This is a genomic window from Polynucleobacter alcilacus (assembly GCF_018881545.1).
GTDB lineage: Bacteria > Pseudomonadota > Gammaproteobacteria > Burkholderiales > Burkholderiaceae > Polynucleobacter > Polynucleobacter alcilacus.
The window spans coordinates 1,491,652-1,515,736 of the sequence record NZ_JACVQD010000001.1 but is presented as its reverse complement, the minus strand read 5'-3'; the positions used below and the strand labels follow the sequence as shown (position 1 = coordinate 1,515,736).

Here is a 24,085-nt window from a genome sequence, read left to right as displayed (position 1 = left end):
TCAGAGTTTTTTAAACGAGTTCTCAGCGGCAAGAATGATGGCATCCAGCACTTCATTGTCATGCGCAATCGAGGTAAAACCAGCCTCATAAGCTGAAGGTGCAAGATAAACACCTTCATCGAGCATGAAATGAAAGAACTTCTTAAACGTTTCAATATCAGACTTCGTCACAGCCTCATAAGACCTTGGAACCTCATTGGCAAAGTAGAAGCCAAACATGCCACCTACGCTATCTACTGAAAATGGCACTTTAGCCTTATCTGCTGCAAGCTTGAGGCCTGCCATTAATTTTTGGGTTTGACCAGTTAAGCACTCAAAGAACCCTTCACGAGAAATGATCTCAAGAGTCTTTAGGCCAGCTGCCACAGCCACTGGATTGCCTGATAAAGTACCCGCTTGATAGACATTTCCTAAAGGGGCTAGCTTAGACATGATTTCTTTTTTACCGCCAAAGGCAGCCATTGGCATTCCACCGCCCATGACTTTGCCTAAGCATGTTAAATCTGGAGTAATTCCTTGTAGGGATTGCGCACCACCCAATGCAACCCTAAAACCCGTCATCACCTCATCATAAATTAGTACACTGCCGTATTTCGTAGTCAGATTACGAATAGCAGCTAAAAACTCTTTAGATGGCTGAATCAAATTCATATTGCCCACAATGGGTTCTATGATGACTGCTGCAATTTCATCGCCCTGCTGTTTAAACACCTCTTCAATGGCGGCCACATCGTTATAAGGCAACACTAAGGTGTGCTTCACCAAGTCTTTGGGAACGCCGCCAGAGGATGGCGCATTTTGAGTGGAGTCTGCAAAGGTCAGCAAGCCTGATCCTGCTTTAACCAACAGGCTATCTGCATGCCCGTGATAACAACCTTCAAACTTAATAATTAAGTCACGGCCGGTATAACCACGCGCTAAACGTAATGCACTCATAGTCGCTTCTGTACCGCTGGATACCATGCGTACTTGCTCAACACTGGGCATTAGCTCGCAAATGCGCTCGGCAAGCTCTATCTCGCCTTCGGTTGGGGCTCCATAGCTAAAGCTAGTTTCTGCTGCTTTCTGAACTGCTGCCACCACTTCAGGGTGTGCATGCCCCACAATCATGGGGCCCCAAGACATAATTAAATCGATATAACGCTTATTCTCTGCATCCCAAAAATAAGGGCCTTTGGCTTTTGTAATAAAACGGGGTGTACCACCGACCTGACGAAAAGCCCGTACCGGAGAATTAACCCCACCCGGAATGGTCTTTTGCGCCCGTTCGAATAAAACCGCGTTTTGATCTACTTTCGTCACTGTGAGTTCCTAATTAAATCGCCATCATTTCAAAATCTTCTTTACGAGCACCACACTCTGGACAGGTCCAATTCATTGGCACATCATTCCACAGAGTTCCTGGTGCGATTCCTTCATCAGGTAAACCAGCGGCTTCGTCATAAACCCAGCCGCAAATCAGGCACATGTAAGTCTTCAATTCCATTTACTTAATCTCCGTAACGTAACTTCATTTTAAAGCGCTCAATCCTCTTCCGGTGCTGTTGTGGCGGGACGTTTCGCATGCATTTCAAATTTAAATAAACGGCACTCCAGGGGGCCATTAAATAAAGGGGTACGTTTCGATTCTTTAATGCGTAACTGCCCCGGTAAGGCCATATCTGCAGTTAATACAAAGATGTTCCATCCGCCAAAAGTATCTTTCAGGTGTTGGCCGAATTGACGCAAGAACTCCACAAACTTAGGATCCTGCTCTTCTTGAGCCTGCAATTTTTTTAAAGATTCACGGCTAGAGCGCTTTGCACTCTGACGACCAGTTTCCAGATTCAGCTCAAACCGATTTTCGGGCTCTGGACTATAGTCTTCATCCTCAGATTCCCTTGAGTCCCGATCTTGCCCACGCCCACCTTTGATGACCAGACGTTCTCCATAGGGTGGATTGAGTAACATCACCCCTTCGTGAGTATTTCCAGGAGGCTTACTTGCCAAGGCATCTACTTGACGAACTACTGGTTGATCAGGCAACTGTGCTCTTTGCCAATTGCCTCTATACATTGATACTAACTTTTCATTAATATCTCCGCCGCTAATTCTTAAGGAATCAACATTAGGATACTGTTGACGCTTCTCTAACATTTGCGCAAGAGAGGCATCCTTTAAATTGCTCCAGCGCTGTTGCTCTGCAGCTTCATTAAAAGGCTTCAATCTCTGAAAACCAAATCCATGAGCAGAAGTAATTAATGGGCGATAAGCGAATCTACTGGGCTTGACATCATCACCATACATGCCCGCCCGAATCGCCCCCGGTGGAATAGCAAGCGCCATTTGCGCCGCTTCGATCAAGAACGTTCCGCTTCCGCACATAGGATCAAATAAGGTCTGGCCTGGCTTCCAGCCCGTGACTGACAAAATACCAGCGGCTAAATTTTCTTTTAAAGGAGCATCACCTTTTTCATCACGCCAGCCCCGCTTAAATAGTGCCTCACCAGAGGTATCTAAGTAAATCGTTATTTGGGTAGCAGTTAAATGGGCTTGCACACGTACATCCGGAAAAGCAGTGTCGATACTTGGTCGATCCCCAGTGACATCTCGCAAGCGATCAACGATGGCATCCTTAATCTTGAGGGTCGCAAAATTTAAGCTCTTCAATGGAGAGCGATGTGCAGTGACATCTACCCGTAAAGTTTGTTTTGAGGTAAACCAATCTTCCCAGGCTAGACCGCTAGCAAGCTTATATAAATCTTCTTCCTGCCTGTAAGGTGCTTGAGCCAATTGCAACAAAACACGGCTAGCAATACGGGAATGTAAATTTAATGCCATCGCCCCTGAAATGGGTGCAGCAAGACCAATACCGCCAGTCGGACTCGTCGGTGTTGGATCAATTACCCAAGCTCCAAGTACCTTGGAGTCAGGACGCTGCGCAATCTCTGCTAGCTCCTGTGCAAGCGGTACTTCTAAACCGCCTGGGCAAACTACAAAAAATCTCATGGGGCTAACAGTCTAAAAAAGGGGTAAGGTAAAAAGGAAATAAGAAGGTCGTGCTTAGGGCTTAAAAATAACTAGAGCAACAATGATTACCAGAAGGATTACCGGAACCTCATTGAACCAGCGGTACCAAACACCGGATTTGGTATTTAGGCCAGCGCGAAACTTCTTGAGCAAGATCAAACAGGCATGATGGTAACCAATCACTAAAACGACAAATCCTAATTTGGCGTGCATCCATAGATCACCCGCCCCAATACCAAAGTAAAGCCAGAGTATTAATCCAAGCACCACTGCAGGAATAGCCAAAATAGTCATAAAGCGAAAGAGTCGATCAGCCATTCCCAAAAGGCGAGTGTTTGCCTCTGGATTTTTTTCATCGGCCAAGTTCACAAAAATACGCGGTAAATAAAATAAACCGGCAAACCAAGAAGTGATCAACACAATATGAAATGTTTTAATCCAGAGATAGGAATTCGCCATGATCTAAAGGTTCTCGCTTTGCTCTGAATTATTTTTAACTACGAATCTCGCCATGACCCATGACGATGTATTTAAGAGAAGTAAGGCCATCGAGCCCTACAGGGCCACGGGCATGCAACTTGTCATTCGAGATACCAATCTCTGCGCCTAAACCGTACTCAAAACCATCAGCAAAACGAGTACTCGCATTCACCATCACACTTGCACTATCCACTTCTCGCAAGAAACGATCTGCTTTAGCTTGATTATTCGTAATGATGGCATCAGTATGCTTACTACCGTAGTGCTCAATATGATTCATAGCCTCATCTATATCAGCAACTGTTTTAATCGACAGAATAGGAGCCAGATATTCTGTGTGCCAATCTTCCTCAGTAGCATCCACTAAGCCCTTAAATCCAGCAGACTCAAGCGTTTGGCGCGTCAAATCGTCTACCCGTAATTCCACGCCTTTATCTTGATAAATCTTGCAAAGACTTGGTAATACTTTTGGAGCAATTTCTTTATTTACCAAAAGCGTTTCCATGGCATTGCATGGGGCATAGCGTTGAGTTTTGGCGTTATCACAAACCTTGATCGCCATAGCCATATCCGCATCTGCATCAATATAGGTATGACATATGCCATCGAGATGTTTAATCATAGGGACGCGCGCCTCAGCCATCAAGCGCGCAATCAGACTTTTACCCCCACGAGGTACGATCACATCGATATATTGAGTCATGGTGATCATTTCACCAACAGCGCTCCGATCCGTTGTGGTGACTACCTGCACGGCATCCTTCGGAAGATTTGCCGCAGCCAAACCCTCTTGGATGATTTGAGCCAATAAAGTATTGGAGTCAATGGCTTCTGAGCCACCACGCAAAATCACTGCATTGCCAGATTTAAGACAAAGTGCTGCAGCATCAATCGTGACATTCGGACGAGATTCATAAATGATGCCGATCACACCAAGGGGCACACGCATCTGAGCGATGTTAATGCCTGAACTTTGTTTTTTAAAGGCAGAAATTTTTCCAATAGGATCGTCTAGAGAAACAATTTGCTCTAGACCTAAAGCCATTGTTTCAATGGTCTTTGGAGTCATAGTGAGGCGATCTACAAAAGCGGCATCATGTCCATTCGCTTTTGCACGTTCGACGTCAATCAGATTAATCGTCTGAATTTCATCCGCCCTTTGACGAATTCCTTTTGCAATCTGGAGGAGCGCTTGATTTTTTTGCTCACTAGATGCACGTGCCATCGCACGCGATGCGCTACGTGCCCGCTCGCCAATATCCTGCATCATGTCTTGAATCGCCGTACTCATATTTCTAACCTTCTAAAACGCTCACTTGCGTCCTGCTTATCGCAATAAATTTCCAACTAAGCGCAAACCGTCCCAAGGATCAGCTGGCAGCTCAGCCGCATGTAGGCCCTTCGACTGCCGATCCAATCCCGCTGCCAACTGCATTGCTCTACGCAATTTCATGGGCTGCACTCGTCTAATTGCCGCTGGATACAGGCGCTCTTTATTGCCCCAAATCCGATTGGCCCGCATGAGCTGTTGAAGCGACTCACCAGCATCACTTGCAGCCTTCAATTTAGATAGTAGCCGAAGCTCCTCGGTTACGCTCCATAGAATTAAAACTAGTGGCTCACCTTCGCCCTTGAGGCCATATAACATGCGGTTTAGTCTTGGTAAATCGCCTGCAAGCATGGCTTCGGTCAATTCAAACACGTTATAACGGGCTACTTTTAAGATTGAGGAGCGAATTTGCTCTTCAGTTAACTTTCCGGCTGGATATAACAAGCCTAATTTCAAAATTTCCTGATGGGCTGCAATCAAATTGCCTTCTACCTGATCTGCGATGAACTCCAGAGCCCTTTGACCCTCGGGCCCAGACTCAATCTCTTGATTTTGTTTTTTCAGGCGTCCAGCAATCCATTGGGGCAAATGACTTCGATCTAAGGTATCTACCTGGATTGCCATACTAGCTTCATCAAGGGCACTAAACCATGCAGAGGTCTTGGTCTTTACATCCAATCTTGGTAAAACAATACATACCACTGTATCAGGCCCATCTACACCCTCTTGTTGCGAGGCAATTTGTGCGGCAAATTGTTTTAAAGCATCCGCACCATCACGACCAGGTCTACCCGTCGGAATACGCAACTCAACCCAGCGCTTATCCCCAAACAATGACATAGTTTGACCTGCATTCATGAGGACACTCCAATCAAACCCTCGCTCCTGAACCAGGACCTCGCGATCAGTAAAGTGCAGTTTCTTTGCAGCTAAACGCAATTGATCCATCGCCTCCATCATTAATAGGGGCTCATCTCCGCTAAAGACATAGAGGGGGAGCATCGCTCCACCCGCATTCAATGATTTGAGGTGTACATGCAAGGCATCCACTTTAACCATACTAGTCTCGATCTTTATCTAGAACGATTTAGATTGTGGATTTTTTGCTGCAGCTGCAATGCGTCGCAGAATCTGAACCGCTAAGTCCTTACGCATCAAGGCTATAAATTGTTGCTGCTGAGCATCTGTCGCCAAAACCGTGGTGTTAGAGAAATCCTGATCTCGGGTGATATAGATTTCACTATCAGGAACAAGCTCTGCACCCCCCTTATCATACGACCTAAAAATCACCCGGATCGTTAAGCGATAAGCAGAAACTTGACCAGTCGAACTATAGGCCAAAATTTCTCGGCCATTGGTCTCATTGATAATGTCCAAGATCAAATCGGCATCTTTTGGATTGATGGCTACCTGTACATCCGTACCAGTCAAAATCGCAGTTTGTAAGTCAGCCCGCAAAGGTGGAGACGGGCTACCGGTAATGGCAATAGCCTTAAAAGGTAAATCTACCATGCCACGCAGGCGATACCCGCAGGCGATTAACCCACTCAAGGGTGAAAATACTATTAAGCCGAGCACTGCACGACGAAGAGAATTTACGCTCATGTATATAGTCTCAGTAGGTTAAGCAACAATATTCACTAAGCGACCCGGCACCACAATAATCTTCTTGGGCACTCCGCCATTAAGCGCTTTGGTTACTGGATCACTTTGTAAGGCTAATGCCTCAATCTGTTCTTTTCCAGCGTCTGCTGGAACCCGAATATCCCCACGCAACTTACCATTAATTTGGAGCATCAACGTAATTTCAGTTTGAACTAGCGCTGATTCATCAACAGCCGGCCAAGCAGCATCCAGCATCAAGCCAAATGTCTTTTCGTAACCTAGTTGTTTCCAAAGCGCATGGGTTAAATGGGGAACCACTGGGTAAAGTATGCGCAACAAAATACCTAAGCACTCACGCAGAACTGAAGCGCTGATATTAGTATTCTGATCTAACTTAATAGGTTCGAGTGCATTTAGCATCTTCATCGCGGCAGAAACGACTGTGTTGTATTGGCGACGCTGGTAGTCAAAATTAGCCTGCTTCAAAATGCTATGCACTTCACGACGCAATTCTTTCTCCGCATCGCTCAATTTACCTGGCAGGACATCTTTTGCATCACGGATAGCTTTTGCTTGACTACTAGAGTACATCCAGACTCTGCGTAAGAAACGGGAAGCGCCTTCAACACCCGCTCCAGACCATTCCAACTGCTGTTCTGGTGGCGCCGCAAACATCACAAACAAACGGGCAGTATCAGCGCCATATTGATCAATCAAAGCCTGTGGATCAACGCCATTATTCTTACTCTTAGCCATCTTCTCTACACCCCCAACAACTACAAGAGCATGAGATGAATCACCTTTTAACTTGGCGCCTGTTGGACGACCTTTTTCATCAAGTTCTAGCTCAACATCCAAAGGATTAAGCCAAGTTTTTTTACCAGCGGCATCTTCAGAGTAGTAGGTTTCATTTAGAACCATACCTTGAGTCAATAAATTCTGAAATGGCTCATCAAAATGAATCAAATTCAAATCACGCATGACCTTAGTCCAAAAGCGTGCATAGAGTAAATGCAAGATGGCATGTTCAATACCGCCAATGTATTGATCCATTGGCATCCAGTATTCGTTACGTCCATCGACCATTGTTTTGGCATCAGGTCCGGTATAGCGCATGAAATACCAAGATGAATCCACGAATGTATCCATTGTGTCAGTCTCGCGACGGGCTGGCTTGCCGCACTTTGGACACTCCACGTTCAAGAAATCCACTCGCTTGTTTAACGGATTGCCACTGCCATCCGGTACACAGTCTTCAGGCAACACCACAGGTAAATCTGCTTCAGGCACAGGTACAGCACCACAGCCTGGATTTCCATCATCACCGCAATGAATGATCGGAATCGGGGTACCCCAATAACGTTGACGAGAAATTCCCCAGTCACGTAAACGATAAGTGGTCTTCATTTCACCAATGCCCAATTGCTCAAGCTCTTTGGCAACGGCATTGACGGCTTCTTCATGAGATAGACCATCAAACTTACCGCTATTGAAACAAACCACTCCTTCTTTTTGCGCATACCAATCTTCCCAACGAGTGGTATTAAAGATCGGCGATTCACTTTTGAGCGCAATGACTTGCTTAATGGGTAATTCGTATTTGAGCGCAAATGCAAAATCCCGCTCATCATGTGCGGGAACCCCCATCACAGCACCATCGCCGTAGGACATCAAGACATAATTACCAACCCATACTGGGAGCGGCTCATTGCTTAAGGGATGCGTTACATATAAACCTGTAAACATACCTTCTTTTTCTTGAGTGGCTAAGTCTGCCTCAATCACGCTACCGGTTTTGCATTTCTCAATGAACGCCGCAAGCGCAGGATTATTTTCAGCAGCTTTTGTTGCTAATGGATGTTCCGCTGCAACCGCGCAGAAGGTAACTCCCATGATGGTGTCAGCGCGGGTCGTGAAGACATATAAAAGGCCGTCTTGAATAAAATTACCATGCGCGTCAGCAATTTCATGTTTAAAAGCAAAACGGACCCCACGGCTTTTACCAATCCAGTTCTGCTGCATTGTTTTGACGCGCTCCGGCCAACCTAAATCATCCAAACCTGAAAGTAATTGCTCCGCATAGGCCGTGATATTGAAGTAATACCCAGGGATCTCTCGTTTCTCAACTAGAGCACCGGAACGCCAGCCACGGCCATCGATAACCTGCTCATTTGCCAGAACTGTTTGATCAATTGGATCCCAATTCACTACTTGAGTCTTGCGATACGCAATGCCCTTTTCTAACATCTTTAAGAAAATCCATTGGTTCCAGCAGTAATAATCAGGGTTGCAGGTTGCTATTTCACGTGACCAATCTATTGCCAAACCCATCGCAACCATTTGCTTCTTCATGTAAGCAATATTGTCGTAAGTCCATTTGGCCGGAGGAACTTTATTCTGAATCGCTGCATTTTCCGCAGGCATACCAAAAGCATCCCAACCCATTGGCATCAATACGTTATAGCCCTGCATGCGAAGTTGACGGGCCATCACATCGTTAATGGTGTAATTGCGTACATGCCCCATATGCAACTTGCCTGATGGGTATGGCAACATCGAGCATGCGTAATATTTTGGCTTTTGCTTGCCAGTAAGATCGACTGCATTTTCAGTTACTTGATAGACTTGCGCACTTTCCCAATCAGCTTGCGCTGCCGCTTCAATACTGCGGTAGTCGTAATCCTTACTCATTTAAGACAACTCTTTTCTTTTATTTTTATTGATTGGTAGACCCGCGTTTTACTAATTATTTACGCAAACCCAAAACATCTTGCATATCGTATAAACCAGATTTTTGGTTTTGCAAAAAACGTGCAGCGCGTAATGCACCTTGTGCATAAGACTGTCTGCTAGAGGACTTATGGCTAATCTCAATGCGCTCACCATCACCGGCAAATAGAACGGTGTGATCACCAACGATATCTCCGCCACGAATCGTTGCAAAACCAATAGACCCTTCTTTACGCTCACCGGTATAACCTTCACGCGCATACACGGCAAGGTCATCCAACTTTTCACCTAAAGCATCTGCAATGACTTCGCCCATCTTCAGGGCAGTCCCTGAAGGCGCATCTACTTTGTGACGATGATGTGCTTCAATAATTTCAATGTCGTAACCTTGATTGAGCATCTTGGCAGCTATCTCCAGTAACTTGAATGTAGCATTGACGCCAACGCTCATATTAGGAGCAAAAACAATTGCTAAGTTCTCTGCTGCTTTCTGAAAGCTATTAATTTGCTCAGTACTCAAACCGGTGGTGCCAATAATCATTTTGGTGGCCGTTTTTTCAGCCACAGCCAAATGCGCCATCGTACCTTCGGGTCTGGTGAAATCAATTAAGAATTCTGCATTTGCGAGCACTTGAGCAACATCAGCAGAAATCAATACCCCTGTCTTTTTACCCAAAAACGCGCCCGCATCTTCACCAAGTTGCGGGCAGGAAGTATGTTCGAGCGCCCCAACTAATTGGGCATCAGCGGTATTGAGCACAGTCTCAATCAGCATCTTACCCATGCGACCAGTTGCTCCAGCGATTGCAATCTTCATCATGTATTCATCACTTATTTTTAAGGGTACCTACTTCATTTACTTTAGGATCAATGCAAATATAGTTTTACTGTTTAGTTTCTGTAGTTACAGGGATATTCATAGCACCAGGACCCAAGGTCTCAGGCTGAGTACTTCCATCTGTTTTCGAAGTGCTAAAAAAATCCCAGAATGAACTGCTCGTTGAAGCGGGAACTGCAGGTATAGCCGCACCGGCAGGTAAGTTATCGGTTCGACTGGGAACTAATACCTCTGGCTGCTGTAATGGTGGTGTTACTGGTGGCTTATTGGAGCCAGTCAGCACGTCCCAAAATGAACGTCTAGTTTTGGCATAGTTATCTATCTCAGCCACCAATTCAATTTCAGTTGGCAGTGCATCGCCCTCAAACTTAACCACTTTATCGCCGTTGAAAAATACTGTGACAAGACGTTCTTTCCCAACAGTTTTACCGGCACGCTTAAATTCAAAAACATAGTCCCAACGATTAGCGTGGAAATAGCTGGCTAATAAAGGTGTCCCTAAAATTTGACGCACCTGCTCACGACTCTGCCCCACTTGCAATTTGGAATATTGCTCACTAGAAATGAAGTTTCCCTGAACCGTATCCGGAACATAGGGTCTAAAAATTTTATTAGCCCATGCACGTTGCGTCTCGTCAACAGCCGAAGTGCATCCGCTCAATCCCAAAAAACCAATTAGAGCGATCATTAAAAATCCAAGCCGAGCGGCGGGAACCCTCCTAGAAACAGGGGTCAAAAAACGACTAAAAAGTTCAAGGCAATTTTGCATAGCTGGCCGTATCATTAAGACATTGATTTTAGCTTGCAAAGCCATAAATATGACCCAAAACCCTACTCCTGCAGATTTGCGTGATATCGGCCTCAAAGCCACTGGCCCGCGTATGAAAATTCTGGATTTTTTCCACCAAAATGGGGGGACCCACTTTAGTGCGGAAGACGTCTTTATGGCTTTAGCCAAAGATGATCAGGAAATTGGGCTGGCCACGGTTTACCGTGTGCTTACCCAATTTGAGCAAGCTGGGCTTCTATTGCGCAGTCACTTTGAATCCAGCAAAGGGGACAGCAGGGCCATCTATGAGCTTAATGAGGGCCAGCACCATGACCATCTCGTTTGCCTAGATTGTGGTCATGTGGAGGAGTTTGTCGATGAGGCTATAGAAAAAAGACAGCGGGATATTGCTAAAAACCTCGGATTCAAGCTTCAAGAGCATTCCCTAGCAATGTATGGTCACTGCCAGAAGAAAAACTGTCGCAATAAGCAAAAATAGGCATTTTTGGGTGTTTTAGCCAATAATTAGGGCTCAGAATAGCTAAAAAGACCTCAAATTGAGGTCTTTTTGCTTTTTCACATCTTTTAAGTGCTTTTGATACGTTTAGATCACTTCGCAGCCATCAATGCCTCAGCGGCATTGAGCATTTGCACTGAATAACCCCACTCATTGTCATACCAAGCCAATACTTTAACTAACTTACCATCAGCAGAAACGCGGGTTTGAGAGGCATCATAAATACTTGGGCGAGGATCATGATTAAAGTCGATTGATACCAGTGGCAAAGTATTAAAGCCCAAAATACCTTTGAGCTCACCTTCGCTAGCAGCCTTCAAGATGGAATTTACTTCATCGACGCTGGTGGCACGACTGGCTGCAAAAGTTAAATCCACTACAGACACGTTAATCACTGGCACTCGCATTGCGAAACCATCAAAACGCCCTGCCAAAGCTGGTAACACTAAGCCTATCGCTTTTGCAGCGCCAGTCTTCGTTGGAATCATGCTGTTAACAGCTGAACGTGCGCGCCGCATATCCTTGTGATACACGTCTGTAAGTACCTGGTCGTTAGTAAAAGCATGAATTGTTGTCATCAAGCCAGACTCAATGCCAATTTTTTCTAGCAAAGGCTTAACTAAAGGTGCCAAACAGTTGGTTGTACAGCTAGCATTGGATACAACTACATCACTTGCCTTTAATATATTTTGGTTAACGCCATACACGATGGTCGCGTCAACATCTTTTTCACCAGGGGCAGAAATTAATACCTTCTTTGCGCCCTGCTGAATATGCACTAGCGCTTTTTCTTTGGAGGTAAATTTCCCTGAGCACTCCAACACTAAATCTACTCCCAAATCACCCCATGGGGTCTCCAACGGATTACGTGTAGAAAACATTTGGATACGATCACCATTGACCACCATGCAATCGCCATCAACCTTGACCTCAGCAGGAAAGCGGCCATGAGCAGAATCATATTGAGTGAGGTGGGCATTGATATCGATATCTCCCATGGCATTAATCGCCACAATCTTGATATCCCGTCTCGGTTTGCCGTTTAGCTGATCTTCATATAAGGCACGCAACACCATGCGACCGATACGACCATATCCATTAATTGCGACCCGAATTGTCATTGATTTCCCCTAACTAATATTGAATTTCGTACTTTGCTTTATTTATTGGCGATACATTGTTTAGCTGTCTTTGAAATTTGGTCGACTGTTAAACCAAAGTATTCATAAAGTTGTGGTGCAGGCGCTGACTCACCGAAGGTATCAACACCGTGTACGGCTGCACAACCATACTTCCACCAGAAATCACTCACCCCTGCTTCAACAGCAATTCGCGGAATATTGGCTGGCAGGACTTTTGCTTTATAAGCAGAATCTTGTTGATCAAAAACAGTAGTTGATGGCATCGAGACTACCCGAATACCCAAACCATTTTTTTCTAACTGCTCTGCCGTTTGCAGCGCGAGGGCAATTTCAGAACCAGTCGCAATAATGACTGCATCTATCTTTCCAAATTGTGACTCACGCAATACATAGCCGCCACGAGCAATATCTTGAATTTGTTGATTATTGCGTGTAACAAAAGGGCAATTTTGCCGGCTAAAGATGAGGGCGCTGGGGCCATTCTTGCGCTTAATGGCTGCTCCCCAGGCCACGGCACTCTCGGTGGTATCACATGGACGCCAAACCATCAGGTTCGGGATCAGGCGTAAGCTGGCTACATGCTCAACAGCTTGATGGGTTGGACCATCTTCACCAAGACCAATAGAGTCATGGGTAAAGACAAAGATGCTACGCAACTTCATTAAGGCTGCCATCCGCAAAGCATTGCGGCTGTAGTCTGAGAAGGTTAAGAATGTTCCGCCAAATGGAATGTAGCCACCATGCAAAGCAATCCCATTCATGATCGCACTCATACCAAACTCACGCACACCATAATTAATGTGGTTGCCCCATTGATTACTGCGAACGGGTTTGCAACTTGACCAATTGGTTAAATTCGATCCTGTTAAGTCAGCAGAGCCACCCATAAATTCTGGTAAAGCAGGTGCTAATGCTTCAATTGCATTTTGACTTGCTTTACGGGTTGCAATTGTCTCTGCCTTAGTTTGGCAAGTTTCCAAATACGACTTTAGGGTCGTTGAAAAATCTTCTGGTAAATCACCTTGCATACGACGTTGCAATTCAGAGGCGAGTTCTGGATATTGAGTTTTATATTCTTGGAATTCTTCATGCCATTCATGCTCGGCAGCTTGGCCCCGTTTTTTAAAATCCCACGCTGCATAAATATCTTGCGGAATTTCAAATGGCGGATAAGGCCAGTTCAAAGCAAGGCGGGTTTCTGCAATTTCAGCAGCGCCTAGCGGAGAACCATGGACTTTATCGCTGCCGGCCATATTCGGCGAGCCTTTGCCAATGGCGGTCTTGCAGCAGATTAAGCTTGGTTTATCACTCTTTTTTGCCTTAGCGATGGCAGCTGATACTGCCTCAGCATCGTGGCCATCTATATCACGAAGCACATTCCAGTGATAAGCCTCAAAGCGCTTCGGCGTATCTTCGTTAAACCACGAAATCACTTTGCCATCAATTGAGATGCCATTGTCGTCCCAGAACGCAATCAATTTATTCAGCTGTAAAGTTCCAGCTAATGAACAAACTTCATGGCTAATACCCTCCATCAAACAACCATCGCCTAAAAAAGCATAGGTGTAGTGATCAACAATTTTATGACCCGGACGATTAAATTCTTCTGCGAGTAATTTCTCCGCGAGCGCCATGCCTACCGCATTGGCAATTCCTTGGCCCAATGGACCTGTGGTCGTTTCAACACCAGGTGTAATTCCATACTCTGGATGACCAGGTGTTTTGCTATGCAATTGTCGGAATTTTTTTAACTCCTCAATGGGCAAGTCGTATCCTGAAAGATGCAAGAGTGAATACAGCAACATCGAGCCATGGCCATTGGATAAAACAAAACGATCACGATTAATCCAAAGCGGATCATTCGGGTTATGTTTTAAATGCTCGCCCCAAAGTGCAACGGCAATATCGGCCATTCCCATTGGCATACCCGGATGACCAGAGTTGGCCTGTTGAACCGCATCCATGGATAAGTGACGTATGGCATCCGCCATGCGAATTTGAAGATTTGACATTGTAAATTTGGTCTCGAGAAAAATAAATCGGCTACATTTCAGTAATGCCTCAATTTTATCTTCCCAGCCCATGGGAATCCCAAAAGCCAACCTCCCTCACCCCTGAGGCAGCCCATCACCTGCGCGTGCGACGCATCAAGATTGGGGAATTCTTCCCCGTGTTTGACGGAAAAGGCCAGGTAGCCCAGGCAGAACTGCTCTCACTTAACGGAAAAATAGGCCAAGTCCAATTAAATGACATCCGCAGAGATACTCATCGTGAGACCGCTTATGCCATTACTTTGGCCCAAGGCTTGGCTGGTGGCGACAAAATGGATTGGATTATTGAAAAAGCCGTTGAAACTGGCGCCCAGAACATCGTACCTCTGCAATGTGAACGCTCTATTTTGAAGCTCACTCGCGGAAGTGACCATGATCGGGCTCAAAAGCGCCTAGCCCATTGGGAAGGAATTATCCAAGCGGCTTGCGAACAATGTGATCGAACTGTATTTGCTGCCATTGAACCCATTCACACTTTTGAGTCCTACCTCAAAGCCAATCCCGAGCAGGCCTTAAAGCTTCTCCTCAGTCCAGATGCCTCAAAAACGATGCACTCTGTTTTAATAGAGAGTACTCCCCAAGATATTGTTCTGATGATTGGGCCTGAAGGTGGGCATTCTCCAGAAGAGGAGGCCTTAGCGGAAGCAGCAGGCTTTCAAATCGTTTCCTTAGGTGAGCGAGTTCTTAGAACAGAAACAGCTGGCATCGTCGCTATTACGACCGTACACAGTATCTGGAATCCTGAAATGCAAAATCGCCTCAAGTAGAGGCGATTTAAGGAGCTTCTAAAACTTTAGCAATCAAGCAAAAGAGTAGAAGACACGATAAGGAGTGCGGCGCTCAGCCCAGAAATCGACTGCATCACGGAAAACATCTAACAGCGTTTCGCGTGCTTCTTTGTCAAACTTCTGAGTGCAAGGTAAACCTTCAAGTACCACAACAAATCCAGATTGCGGGCCTGTCTTATCAATGGTTGTCGTCAAAGCGTCTAACAAAGGATCAAAATTCTTTGCTTGTTGCTTTGTAAATGAGTAGGCAATCGCAATAGACTCCAGAACTTCACCTTTAGTCATCGCATTTGCACAGTTTGCATAAATGAAATGTTGGCCAAGTTCAGTTGCCGCTTCCTGTAAGTCAGGAGTACGGAAAGCACGGATCGATTGCACGATGTTAGTGCGCACACTGCGCAACATTGCCGGCGGTCCGGCATCACGAACGGCCAAAGCGGCACGCCAAGAAGCAGTCACTTTTTTCCCCGAAACTTGATTTGCTGCATAGGTTTGTAAACGAGATAAACCGCCCTGAGCATAAATATTGGCAGCGGACGATTCGGTTTCAAGTCGGTCATTACTATCCCAACTTTCAGGACGGCTGTGTTCTTCAAAGCCTGCTGTACTGTTGTTTTCAGAGCGATTATTCATGATGGGTGCTAGGTTACCCTTAACGCGCCATCAAATCAAGCCCAAATACAGTGCATTTTATATAAACTGTTGATTTATATAGAAATAATAAATGTTAGTTATCACTAACTTATATTTATCACTGGATCCTTAAGAGATTCCCCTCGCATTACTAGCAGCCTCAACCACCGCCAAAGTAGTCACATTCACGATCCGACGAACCGTAGCCGCTGGAGTCAGAATATGGATCGGCTTAGCAACACCTAACAAAAGTGGTCCGATTGCGATACCGTTACCTGCTGCAGTTTTTAACAAGTTATAAGAAATGTTGGCTGCATCAATATTAGGCAATACCAACAAGTTTGCGTCACCCTTTAATGGTGAGCTTGTCACCGCTCCAGCCCGAATAGTTTCATCCAAAGCGCTATCACCATGCATTTCACCATCAACTTCTAAAGTTGGATCGGCCTTTTGAATTAAGGCTAAGACTTCGCGCATTTTGATCGCAGATGGCGCATTGCTTGAACCAAAATTAGAATGTGAGAGGAGGGCTACTTTTGGTACTAATCCTAACTTGCGCATTTCACTAGCAGCCATCAAAGTCAATTCAGCTAACTCGCAAGCGCTTGGATCAATGTTGATATGGGTATCGACTAAAAATACTTGGCGGCCTGGAAGTATGAGACCTGACATAGCGCCATATACATTCGCTCCAGCCTCATGACCAACCACTTCGTCAACGTATTTCAAATGCGTTGCTGCATTACCAATAGTTCCACAAATCATGCCATCGGCCATACCTTTAATAATCATGATTGAACCAATCAAGCTATTGCGACGGCGCATCTCCAACTTGGCAAAAGACGCTGTAACACCCTTGCGTTCAGTCAGACCCAAATAGGTTTGCCAGAAATCACGGAAGCGCGTGTCATTTTCTGGATTGACGATCTCAAAATCATCTTCCGCCTTCATGCGCAAGCCAAACTTGTCAATACGGTACTCAATCACGGCTGGGCGACCAATTAAGATTGGAGTGGCAAGCTGCTCATCAATAATGATTTGCACCGCGCGCAATACGCGCTCATCTTCACCTTCGGCAAATACAATTCGCTTTTGATTTGCTGGTACGCGCTTAGCAATACTAAAGAGCGGTTTCATCAATGTACCGGAGTGGTACACAAATTGCTGCAACTGATTGCGATAAGCATCAAAATCTTTTATCGGACGAGTGGCAACGCCATCTTCCATCGCTGCTCTAGCAACTGCAGGGGCAATGACTGTGATTAAGCGCGGGTCAAATGGTTTCGGTATTAAATACTCTGGACCAAAGGATAAATTCTCGATGCCATAAACAGAGGCCACTACTTCGCTTTGCTCTGCTTGTGCTAATTCCGCTACAGCCTTCACTGCAGCCACTTCCATGCCACGAGTGATTGTTGTCGCACCCACATCTAAAGCGCCACGGAAGATAAAGGGGAAACACAATACGTTATTCACTTGATTGGGGTAATCAGTTCGACCCGTTGCCATTACTGCGTCTGGACGAACCGCTTTCACTTCTTCAGGAAGAATCTCTGGGGTTGGATTTGCTAATGCATAGACCAATGGATTAAGAGCCATTTTCTTCACCATGTCTTGCTTCAGCACACCACCAGCAGAGAGACCCAAGAAAATATCAGCGCCTTCAATTGCCTGATCTAAAGTACGCAGTTCAGTTTCTTGACAAAATGGCTCCTTCTCTGGATCCATCAATTCTTTACGACCCTTATATGCAACGCCTGCTAAATCCGTCACCCAAATGTTTTTACGGGAAATACCCAGCTCAACTAGCAAGTCCAAGCATGCCAAAGCCGCAGCGCCTGCACCAGAGGTCACCAACTTCACATTCCCTACATCCTTACCAACCACCTTCAAACCATTCAGAATTGCTGCTGCAACCACAATGGCGGTGCCGTGTTGATCGTCATGGAAGACCGGAATCTTCATACGGGCCTGTAACTTACGCTCGACTACAAAGCAGTCTGGCGCCTTAATATCTTCTAAATTAATACCACCAAAAGTGGGTTCTAGTGCTGCAATAATTTCGACCAACTTGTCAGGGTCGTTTTCGTTTATTTCGATATCGAACACATCAATACCGGCGAATTTTTTAAAGAGAACAGCTTTCCCCTCCATCACTGGCTTACTAGCTAATGGCCCAATATTTCCCAAACCAAGAACTGCTGTACCGTTGGTAATGACGCCGACCAAATTCCCACGCGCGGTGTATTTGAATGCATTGGCGGGGTCTTTAACAATCTCTTCGCAAGGGGCTGCAACACCAGGGGTGTAAGCAAGTGCTAAATCGCGTTGATTTGTCAGTTGTTTAGTGGGGGCAATCTCAATCTTGCCAGGAGTTGGAAACTCGTGATACTGGAGTGCGGCCTCTCTTAGGGCTGCAATTTGTTGCTCTTTATTATTTTCTTTGCTCATCAGCGTACTCTTTGGTAAGGCCTATTGAAGACTCTAATTCTATTCCTCTCGAGCACTAGTCTGCTAAGAGCCATAAAATGGCGCATGCATTCAGAATCTGACTCTCTTGGGGAATTTGCTGTCATTCAGCGTTTTTTTAAAACGGGCGCGCAGGCTATGCACTCAAATAAGGATCAAAACATCACTTTAGGTATCGGTGATGATTGCGCCCTTCTCAAACCAGTCGTAGGGGAAGAAATTGCCATTACTAGCGATATGCTGGTGGAGGGCAGGCACTTTTTCTCAAATGCTAACCCAGCACTCTTGGGACGCAAAGCCCTAGCAGTTAACCTCTCAGACCTAGCGGCAATGGGGGCAAGGCCATTGGGATTCACCTTAGCCATTGCTCTCCCGCGACCAGACGTCATTTGGCTTGAAGCCTTTTGTGAAGGTCTTTTTGCAATCGCAAATGAATTTTCATGCCCATTGATTGGGGGCGATACGACCGCTGGACCACTCACCATTTCCATTACGGCATTTGGGAGCATTCCAGCTGAAAAAGCGATTCGTAGATCAGGGGCAAAACCTGGAGAAGATATTTGGATTTCCGGAACAACAGGAGACGCGAGACTTACTCTTGCTGCACTGCGTCATGAAATCCTAATTCCTGAAGATGATCTAAAGCAGATTGAATCTCGTATGCATGATCCCATCCCAAGAGTGAATCTGGGATTAAGACTGCGAGATATTGCGAGCGCTGCACTGGATGTTTCTGATGGTCTATTGGGAGATCTTCAGCATATCCTGGAGCAATCCCAAGTCAGTGCAGAAATATTTTTAGAGCTCATTCCAAAATCTCTCATCCTTAGAAAACAAGCTGAGGATATTCAACATCAATTTGCAGCTTGCGGTGGGGATGATTATGAAATTTGTTTTACAGCTCCAGTTGCACAACGACAGGTCATCAAGGCCATTAGCAAGGATTTGAATCTACCTATCACCCATATTGGTCAAATTACAAAGATGAGCAATGCGCAAGCAATCGTTCGCTTACTTGATGCAGATGGCAAGCTCATTAGCGATACTGAAGCTGCAGCACTTCTCAAATCTTTTGACCACTTTGCATCATGAGTAATCTCGATCAATCGACGCAGGCAATTCCCACCTTTAAATGGGTAAGGCAAACTGCCACTCGCACTATCGCCTTTGGGTTTGGCAGTGGCCTAAGCCCTTTAGCGCCTGGGACTGTTGGAACGCTATGGGCCTGGGCAGCCTTTCTGATAGGAGAGTATTTCTTATCAACCGAAGACTTTATATGGATCATTAGTGGTGGCTTCGTGTTGGGTTGCTGGATCTGTGGGCACGTCAGTGAGGAGTTGGGCAAGAAAGATTTTGGCGGCATCGTATGGGATGAAATCATCGCCTTTTGGCTAATACTCCTCGTGATCATGCCTACCAATATTTGGATGCAAGCAATTGCCTTCGGCCTCTTTCGCTTTTTTGATGCTGTTAAGCCTGGCCCCATTGGATTGATTGATCGCCACTTTAAAAATCTGGAGGAAGAGAATCAAGCGCCCTCAAGCCTATTTCAAATTGTCTGGGGTGGCTTCGGGATTATGATCGACGACCTTGCAGCAGCCTTCTTCACATTATTAGTGGTGGCATTAATACAAATGATTATTCAATGATGAGCTTAGCCGATCAAACTCAGACAATTGCCAAACTCTTCATTTCTAAGGGCTGGACAATTGCACTCGCAGAATCTTGCACTGGTGGACTTGTTTGTGCTGCTTTGACTGAATTACCAGGCTCGAGCGATTGGTTTGAGCGTGGCTATATCGCCTATAGCAATCAAGCTAAATCTGAGTGCTTAGGAGTTCCGGTGGAGCTCATAGAGTCCTTTGGGGCAGTGAGCGAGCCAGTGGCGAAAGCCATGGCTGAAGGTGCACAGCGCAATGCCGGTGCAAATGTGGGCGCTTCCATTACGGGCATTGCGGGACCTACTGGCGGGTCACCAGGCAAACCGGTTGGTACTGTTTGTTTTAGCTGGACTATACCCAGTGGCGCAGGTGAGTTTGTCACACACACCAAAACCAAACTATTTAGCGGAGATAGGCGAGCAGTACGCCAGCAAGCAACTGAATATGTCTTAACGGAGTTGCTTGCACTACTGAATGATCACTAGCACTCAGTCTTGAAATTACTTCATCCAGCCTTTGTGATAGAAGTAAAACAATGGGATGATCGCTGAAATAATCATGACGCCAATTGCCATTGGGTAGCCCCAACTGAAATCCAGTTCAGGCATATATTTATAATTCATACCCCAAATACTTGCTAACAAAGTAGGTGGCATCAAGGCAACCGATACCACCGAGAAGATCTTGATAATCTTGGATTGATTCAAGTTAATAAAACCAACCGTCGCATCCATCAAGAAGTTGATCTTATCGAATAAGAATGCTGTGTGGTTTTCTAAAGAATCGATATCGCGCAAAATTTGACGCGCCTCTTCCTGTTGCTCATCGGATAATAACTTGCTACGCATTAGGAAAGATAGGGCTCTGCGAGTGTCCATGACATTGCGACGAATGCGTCCGTTGGTGTCTTCTTCTTTTGCGATTGTCTCTAAAACTTCAGCGGCATCAGCATCATTAATACTGTCAGAAAGCACGCGCTTACCTGCTTGTTCAAGGTTTTCATAAACCTCTTCCAAAGCATCGGCCGAATACTCAGCATCAGTAGAATATAAATCGAGCAATACATCCTTTGCATTGCTTACTGAACCAGGACGCAAACGTGCCCGCAGACGAACCAAACGGAACACGGGTAAATCTTCATCATGAATCGAAAATAGCACTTGCTTAGTAAGAACAAATGCGACTCGCACGTTGCGGGAAGTTTCTTCTTCATCCAATAAGAAATCGGTCCGAATATGGAGGTGGCCATCATCCGCCTCAAAATAACGCGCAGAAGCCTCTAAGTCACCCAGGTCATCCAACTCGGGCAAAAGCACGCCAAATGCCTCTTTAATCCAAATAAGCTCTTCTTCTTCTGGATCAACAACATCAATCCATATAGGATTAGCGTATTGCAACAATTCATTGCGATCTTCGACTTGCTCTTGAGAGAGGCGGCCATTTTGTAGGACGAACAAGTTGATCATGGTGAACTCCTAAGGAATGTGCGCTAGTTTATCCTATAGAACATGATAGTTTCAGTAAAATAAGCCAAACCCAATGAACTCAAGCTCAAATACCTTTACCCAGCAACTCCAGTCTGCGTGGGCTTCCCAAGGCAGTATGCTGTGCGTTGGCTTTGACCCCGATCCTAAGCGCTTACCTACGGTCCTGCAAGGGAAGCCTGAGGGGATTTTTGAGTTCTGCCGTGACATCGCTGATGCTACTGCGGATTTAGTGTGCTCGTTCAAACCCCAGTTTGCTTACTTCGCGTCACAAAGGGCTGAGGCCCAATTAGAAAAGCTGATCAAGCATCTAAAGGATCGTTATCCACATATCCCTGTTATTTTGGACTCAAAGCGTGGAGATATTGGTAGCACTGCCGATCACTACGCTCTAGAGGCTTTTGAGCGCTATGGCGCCGATGCCATCACCGTAAACCCATACATGGGCTTTGACACGATTGAGCCCTACTTAAAACATCCCGGCAAAGGCGTCATCGTACTTTGCCGCACCTCCAATCCCGGTGGTTCCGATTTGCAATTTCTGAATGTTGGGCCCAAGGGAGAACCGCTGTATTTGCATATTGCCCAACTAGCTGCACAGCAGTGGAATAGCTCCGGTCAGATTGGTCTAGTGGTAGGCGCCACATTCCCAGAAGAAATATCGAAGGTTCGTGCGATCGTCGGTGATATGCCTTTACTCATCCCTGGTATTGGTGCTCAAGGCGGTGATATTGAGGCCACTGTGAAAGCCGGCGGCATCGCTGGTGCACCTGGTACAGGAATGATCATCAATTCCTCGAGAGCGATCTTATACGCCAGCTCTGGCAATAATTTTGCACAAGCTGCACGCTTGGTGGCGCAACGCACTCGCGATGCCCTCAGAGCTGCTGCTTAGGACTACTAATTTAAGACTGCTACTTAGAACTCTTGGGATTGGGAGCCAAAGCAACTCGATCCATGTTTTCTAAGATGAAATCTTGGCGAGTTGGGAAGTGAATATTAGCCTTACGGCAGTATTGCGGCTTATCAAAACATTTAGGGGCAGGTAATGCAGAAGCCAGAGCGGCAGCTTGCTCTCGGTCTAATGATGCTGGAGTGCTTGCGTAGTAATAATGGGAGGCTGCACCAACTCCAAAAATACCCTCACCCCACTCAACCGAATTGAGATAAATCTCAAAAAGTCTTTGCTTAGAAAGTGCTAATTCCAAAAGTCCTGTAATGATGAGCTCTTGGCCTTTGCGCAAATAATTTTGCTCGGAAGAAAGAAATAAATTCTTAGCCAATTGTTGAGTAATTGTTGAACCCCCACGTAAAGCTGTCTTTGATTTGTTGCCAGATTGATTTTTTTGTTGATTCTTTTCCCAGGCCTTTTGCATATCCTCAACTCGCACACCTTTGTGCTGGAAAAAGATATCGTCTTCACTCACCAAGACAGCGCGCTTGAGATTATTCGAAATCTTGCTATAGGGGACCCATTCTGAATAAACAGGACAAGACCAGTGCCAAGTGCATAAACGCCATCGCTCAGCCCTCTGAAATGCCGTACTTGATGGATCTAAAGTAGTCCATAAGCCTATCTGAATCGCAAAGAAAGCCTGCATTGCCAGAAAACCACAAAGCAAACATTTGACTACGTAAATAAGCCAACGCATAGCAAAGATTAGCTGCGTAACTGGGCTAATATCGCGCGCGGGTCTATGGCTGCAGCTAACTCTGATCCTCGCCATAACAAAAATGCATCCGCTGCTTGCTCTACCAACATACCCAAGCCATCACTCACTCGGGCGCCTCTTTGTAAGGCTTGTTGCATGAGTGGTGTTGTTTTCCCATACACCATGTCATAGGCAAATGAACTGGGTACAAAAATATTGCTCACTGCTTTTGCAGTTAAAGGGGAGACATCTTCAAGCCCAGCAGCGGTAGCATTAATAACCAAATCAAAAGGGTGTGGTGTTACAACTGAATCCTCTAAGTCCAACAGGGTGCGGGATTCTAGGGCAACTTCTTGGGCGGCAGCCAAATCGGCGTATAGGCTTACCAGCTCATCTGCCTTTGTACTTGAGCGGTTGGCAATTACTAAACATTTCGGCGCTTGCTCCAGCAATGGGCCAATCACCCCACGCGCCGCCCCACCCGCTCCCAAAAGCAAAATTCTAGACTCATGTAGGGCAATGCCTTGTGCCAATAAATCTCGAACTAGTCCAGCGCCGTCTGTATTGTCACCATGGATCTTGCCATCTTTAATCCAGAGCGTATTGACTGCACCAGCCAATTGAGCGCGGCTTGTTAATACCTCTGCAAAGTTGCGTGCATCCAACTTGAATGGAATTGTCACATTCATACCCTTGCCGCCAGCAGCAAAAAATGCCTTCGCAGTCTGGGCAAAAGAAGGTAATTCAGCTTGCAAACGGCCATAGTGCATTTTTTGCTTTGCCTGTGCCGCAAAAGCTTGGTGAATGAAAGGAGACTTGCTATGAGAAATAGGGTTACCCGCAACAGCGTATACATCCACGCCAGCATGAAGGCGGGGGTCGGTATGGAGTTCTGGAGAAATAGACGAGTTCATGATGACTACAGAA

The 24,085-nt window shown here is 45.8% G+C and carries 23 protein-coding genes; 6 read left to right on the top strand and 17 right to left on the bottom strand.

The annotated features are described in order from the left end of the window. The 10 genes from hemL to ICN45_RS07740 all read right to left on the bottom strand — a co-directional run bounded on the left by hemL (position 1) and on the right by ICN45_RS07740 (position 10,680). Complete coding sequence (gene hemL / locus ICN45_RS07785) at positions 1-1,302, bottom strand: glutamate-1-semialdehyde 2,1-aminomutase (RefSeq protein ID WP_216175084.1); 1,302 nt, start codon at positions 1,300-1,302, stop codon at positions 1-3. Between the two features lie 13 nt (positions 1,303-1,315). Further along, positions 1,316-1,486 carry a rubredoxin gene (locus ICN45_RS07780; protein ID WP_216175082.1) on the bottom strand — a complete coding sequence of 57 codons (171 nt, stop codon included), beginning with the start codon at positions 1,484-1,486 and terminating at the stop codon, positions 1,316-1,318. A 38-nt stretch (positions 1,487-1,524) separates the two neighbouring features. Beyond that, the gene (locus tag ICN45_RS07775) at positions 1,525-2,988 is read right to left on the bottom strand and encodes a THUMP domain-containing class I SAM-dependent RNA methyltransferase (protein ID WP_216175080.1); all 1,464 of its coding nucleotides are present in this window, start codon (positions 2,986-2,988) and stop codon (positions 1,525-1,527) included. Between the two features lie 54 nt (positions 2,989-3,042). Continuing rightward, positions 3,043-3,468, bottom strand: coding sequence for a CopD family protein (locus tag ICN45_RS07770; RefSeq protein ID WP_216175079.1), 426 nt, complete (start codon positions 3,466-3,468; stop codon positions 3,043-3,045). Positions 3,469-3,502: 34 nt separating this feature from the next. Continuing rightward, positions 3,503-4,780: a glutamate-5-semialdehyde dehydrogenase gene (locus tag ICN45_RS07765; RefSeq protein ID WP_216175077.1), complete on the bottom strand. Its 1,278-nt coding sequence runs from the start codon at positions 4,778-4,780 to the stop codon at positions 3,503-3,505. Positions 4,781-4,816: 36 nt separating this feature from the next. Continuing rightward, on the bottom strand, positions 4,817-5,878 hold the full coding sequence (holA, locus tag ICN45_RS07760; protein ID WP_216175075.1) for a DNA polymerase III subunit delta: 1,062 nt from the start codon (positions 5,876-5,878) through the stop codon (positions 4,817-4,819). A gap of 18 nt (positions 5,879-5,896) precedes the next feature. Further along, entirely contained in the window at positions 5,897-6,424 is a 528-nt protein-coding gene (locus ICN45_RS07755) for an LPS-assembly lipoprotein LptE (RefSeq protein WP_216175073.1), read from the bottom strand. Positions 6,425-6,442: 18 nt separating this feature from the next. Continuing rightward, the gene (gene leuS / locus ICN45_RS07750) at positions 6,443-9,115 is read right to left on the bottom strand and encodes a leucine--tRNA ligase (RefSeq protein ID WP_216175071.1); all 2,673 of its coding nucleotides are present in this window, start codon (positions 9,113-9,115) and stop codon (positions 6,443-6,445) included. 55 nt (positions 9,116-9,170) lie between these two features. Further along, positions 9,171-9,971 carry a 4-hydroxy-tetrahydrodipicolinate reductase gene (gene dapB, locus ICN45_RS07745; protein ID WP_216175673.1) on the bottom strand — a complete coding sequence of 267 codons (801 nt, stop codon included), beginning with the start codon at positions 9,969-9,971 and terminating at the stop codon, positions 9,171-9,173. 67 nt (positions 9,972-10,038) lie between these two features. Further along, positions 10,039-10,680 carry an outer membrane protein assembly factor BamE gene (locus ICN45_RS07740; RefSeq protein ID WP_255531122.1) on the bottom strand — a complete coding sequence of 214 codons (642 nt, stop codon included), beginning with the start codon at positions 10,678-10,680 and terminating at the stop codon, positions 10,039-10,041. A gap of 130 nt (positions 10,681-10,810) precedes the next feature. Between ICN45_RS07740 and fur the strand changes: the two genes are divergently transcribed. Further along, the gene (fur, locus tag ICN45_RS07735; protein ID WP_216175069.1) at positions 10,811-11,260 is read left to right on the top strand and encodes a ferric iron uptake transcriptional regulator; all 450 of its coding nucleotides are present in this window, start codon (positions 10,811-10,813) and stop codon (positions 11,258-11,260) included. 110 nt (positions 11,261-11,370) lie between these two features. On the opposite strand, the gene gap is transcribed toward fur, so the two are convergent. Further along, positions 11,371-12,399 (bottom strand): type I glyceraldehyde-3-phosphate dehydrogenase, encoded by a 1,029-nt coding sequence (gene gap, locus ICN45_RS07730; protein ID WP_216175067.1) that lies wholly within the window; start codon positions 12,397-12,399, stop codon positions 11,371-11,373. Positions 12,400-12,437: 38 nt separating this feature from the next. Further along, positions 12,438-14,432: a transketolase gene (gene tkt / locus ICN45_RS07725; protein ID WP_223146532.1), complete on the bottom strand. Its 1,995-nt coding sequence runs from the start codon at positions 14,430-14,432 to the stop codon at positions 12,438-12,440. 44 nt (positions 14,433-14,476) lie between these two features. Here tkt and ICN45_RS07720 point away from each other — a divergent pair, with 44 nt between their 5' ends. Next, on the top strand, positions 14,477-15,238 hold the full coding sequence (locus ICN45_RS07720; RefSeq protein WP_216175065.1) for a 16S rRNA (uracil(1498)-N(3))-methyltransferase: 762 nt from the start codon (positions 14,477-14,479) through the stop codon (positions 15,236-15,238). A 33-nt stretch (positions 15,239-15,271) separates the two neighbouring features. Here ICN45_RS07720 and ICN45_RS07715 read toward each other — a convergent pair whose 3' ends face one another. Then, positions 15,272-15,892, bottom strand: coding sequence for a barstar family protein (locus ICN45_RS07715; protein ID WP_216175064.1), 621 nt, complete (start codon positions 15,890-15,892; stop codon positions 15,272-15,274). Positions 15,893-16,021: 129 nt separating this feature from the next. Continuing rightward, complete coding sequence (locus tag ICN45_RS07710) at positions 16,022-18,343, bottom strand: NADP-dependent malic enzyme (RefSeq protein WP_216175062.1); 2,322 nt, start codon at positions 18,341-18,343, stop codon at positions 16,022-16,024. A gap of 84 nt (positions 18,344-18,427) precedes the next feature. Here ICN45_RS07710 and thiL point away from each other — a divergent pair, with 84 nt between their 5' ends. From thiL to ICN45_RS07695, 3 genes are read left to right on the top strand one after another with little or no spacing between them, the layout of a single operon-like run. After that, positions 18,428-19,453 carry a thiamine-phosphate kinase gene (gene thiL / locus ICN45_RS07705; protein WP_216175060.1) on the top strand — a complete coding sequence of 342 codons (1,026 nt, stop codon included), beginning with the start codon at positions 18,428-18,430 and terminating at the stop codon, positions 19,451-19,453. Beyond that, positions 19,450-20,010: a phosphatidylglycerophosphatase A family protein gene (locus ICN45_RS07700; protein WP_216175058.1), complete on the top strand. Its 561-nt coding sequence runs from the start codon at positions 19,450-19,452 to the stop codon at positions 20,008-20,010. The genes thiL and ICN45_RS07700 overlap by 4 nt, the downstream gene beginning before the upstream one ends. Continuing rightward, positions 20,010-20,507, top strand: coding sequence for a CinA family protein (locus ICN45_RS07695; RefSeq protein WP_216175670.1), 498 nt, complete (start codon positions 20,010-20,012; stop codon positions 20,505-20,507). Before ICN45_RS07700 ends, ICN45_RS07695 begins: the two co-directional genes overlap by 1 nt. A 15-nt stretch (positions 20,508-20,522) precedes the next feature. On the opposite strand, the gene corA is transcribed toward ICN45_RS07695, so the two are convergent. Next, complete coding sequence (gene corA, locus ICN45_RS07690; RefSeq protein WP_216175056.1) at positions 20,523-21,488, bottom strand: magnesium/cobalt transporter CorA; 966 nt, start codon at positions 21,486-21,488, stop codon at positions 20,523-20,525. 73 nt (positions 21,489-21,561) lie between these two features. Between corA and pyrF the strand changes: the two genes are divergently transcribed. Continuing rightward, positions 21,562-22,401, top strand: a complete 840-nt coding sequence (gene pyrF / locus ICN45_RS07685) for an orotidine-5'-phosphate decarboxylase (protein WP_216175054.1) — start codon at positions 21,562-21,564, stop codon at positions 22,399-22,401. A gap of 19 nt (positions 22,402-22,420) precedes the next feature. Here the strand turns inward: pyrF and mtgA are convergent, their stop codons facing one another. Both mtgA and aroE read right to left on the bottom strand, forming a co-directional pair. Then, positions 22,421-23,158, bottom strand: coding sequence for a monofunctional biosynthetic peptidoglycan transglycosylase (gene mtgA, locus ICN45_RS07680; protein ID WP_216175052.1), 738 nt, complete (start codon positions 23,156-23,158; stop codon positions 22,421-22,423). Positions 23,159-23,166: 8 nt separating this feature from the next. Beyond that, complete coding sequence (gene aroE, locus ICN45_RS07675; protein ID WP_216175050.1) at positions 23,167-24,072, bottom strand: shikimate dehydrogenase; 906 nt, start codon at positions 24,070-24,072, stop codon at positions 23,167-23,169. Between the last annotated feature and the right edge of the window lie 13 nt (positions 24,073-24,085).

Excerpts from the sequence above, each read along its gene's own strand:
- ICN45_RS07780 (WP_216175082.1), bottom strand. The coding sequence starts at position 1,486 with ATGGAATTGAAGACTTACATGTGCCTGATTTGCGGCTGGGTTTATGAC.
- ICN45_RS07775 (WP_216175080.1), bottom strand. The coding sequence starts at position 2,988 with ATGAGATTTTTTGTAGTTTGCCCAGGCGGTTTAGAAGTACCGCTTGCA.
- ICN45_RS07770 (WP_216175079.1), bottom strand. The coding sequence starts at position 3,468 with ATGGCGAATTCCTATCTCTGGATTAAAACATTTCATATTGTGTTGATC.
- ICN45_RS07765 (WP_216175077.1), bottom strand. The coding sequence starts at position 4,780 with ATGAGTACGGCGATTCAAGACATGATGCAGGATATTGGCGAGCGGGCA.
- holA (WP_216175075.1), bottom strand. The coding sequence starts at position 5,878 with ATGGTTAAAGTGGATGCCTTGCATGTACACCTCAAATCATTGAATGCG.
- ICN45_RS07755 (WP_216175073.1), bottom strand. The coding sequence starts at position 6,424 with ATGAGCGTAAATTCTCTTCGTCGTGCAGTGCTCGGCTTAATAGTATTT.
- leuS (WP_216175071.1), bottom strand. The coding sequence starts at position 9,115 with ATGAGTAAGGATTACGACTACCGCAGTATTGAAGCGGCAGCGCAAGCT.
- dapB (WP_216175673.1), bottom strand. The coding sequence starts at position 9,971 with ATGAAGATTGCAATCGCTGGAGCAACTGGTCGCATGGGTAAGATGCTG.
- ICN45_RS07740 (WP_255531122.1), bottom strand. The coding sequence starts at position 10,680 with ATGATCGCTCTAATTGGTTTTTTGGGATTGAGCGGATGCACTTCGGCT.
- fur (WP_216175069.1), top strand. The coding sequence starts at position 10,811 with ATGACCCAAAACCCTACTCCTGCAGATTTGCGTGATATCGGCCTCAAA.
- gap (WP_216175067.1), bottom strand. The coding sequence starts at position 12,399 with ATGACAATTCGGGTCGCAATTAATGGATATGGTCGTATCGGTCGCATG.
- tkt (WP_223146532.1), bottom strand. The coding sequence starts at position 14,432 with ATGTCAAATCTTCAAATTCGCATGGCGGATGCCATACGTCACTTATCC.
- ICN45_RS07720 (WP_216175065.1), top strand. The coding sequence starts at position 14,477 with ATGCCTCAATTTTATCTTCCCAGCCCATGGGAATCCCAAAAGCCAACC.
- ICN45_RS07715 (WP_216175064.1), bottom strand. The coding sequence starts at position 15,892 with ATGAATAATCGCTCTGAAAACAACAGTACAGCAGGCTTTGAAGAACAC.
- ICN45_RS07710 (WP_216175062.1), bottom strand. The coding sequence starts at position 18,343 with ATGAGCAAAGAAAATAATAAAGAGCAACAAATTGCAGCCCTAAGAGAG.
- thiL (WP_216175060.1), top strand. The coding sequence starts at position 18,428 with ATGCATTCAGAATCTGACTCTCTTGGGGAATTTGCTGTCATTCAGCGT.
- ICN45_RS07700 (WP_216175058.1), top strand. The coding sequence starts at position 19,450 with ATGAGTAATCTCGATCAATCGACGCAGGCAATTCCCACCTTTAAATGG.
- ICN45_RS07695 (WP_216175670.1), top strand. The coding sequence starts at position 20,010 with ATGAGCTTAGCCGATCAAACTCAGACAATTGCCAAACTCTTCATTTCT.
- corA (WP_216175056.1), bottom strand. The coding sequence starts at position 21,488 with ATGATCAACTTGTTCGTCCTACAAAATGGCCGCCTCTCTCAAGAGCAA.
- pyrF (WP_216175054.1), top strand. The coding sequence starts at position 21,562 with ATGAACTCAAGCTCAAATACCTTTACCCAGCAACTCCAGTCTGCGTGG.
- mtgA (WP_216175052.1), bottom strand. The coding sequence starts at position 23,158 with ATGCGTTGGCTTATTTACGTAGTCAAATGTTTGCTTTGTGGTTTTCTG.
- aroE (WP_216175050.1), bottom strand. The coding sequence starts at position 24,072 with ATGAACTCGTCTATTTCTCCAGAACTCCATACCGACCCCCGCCTTCAT.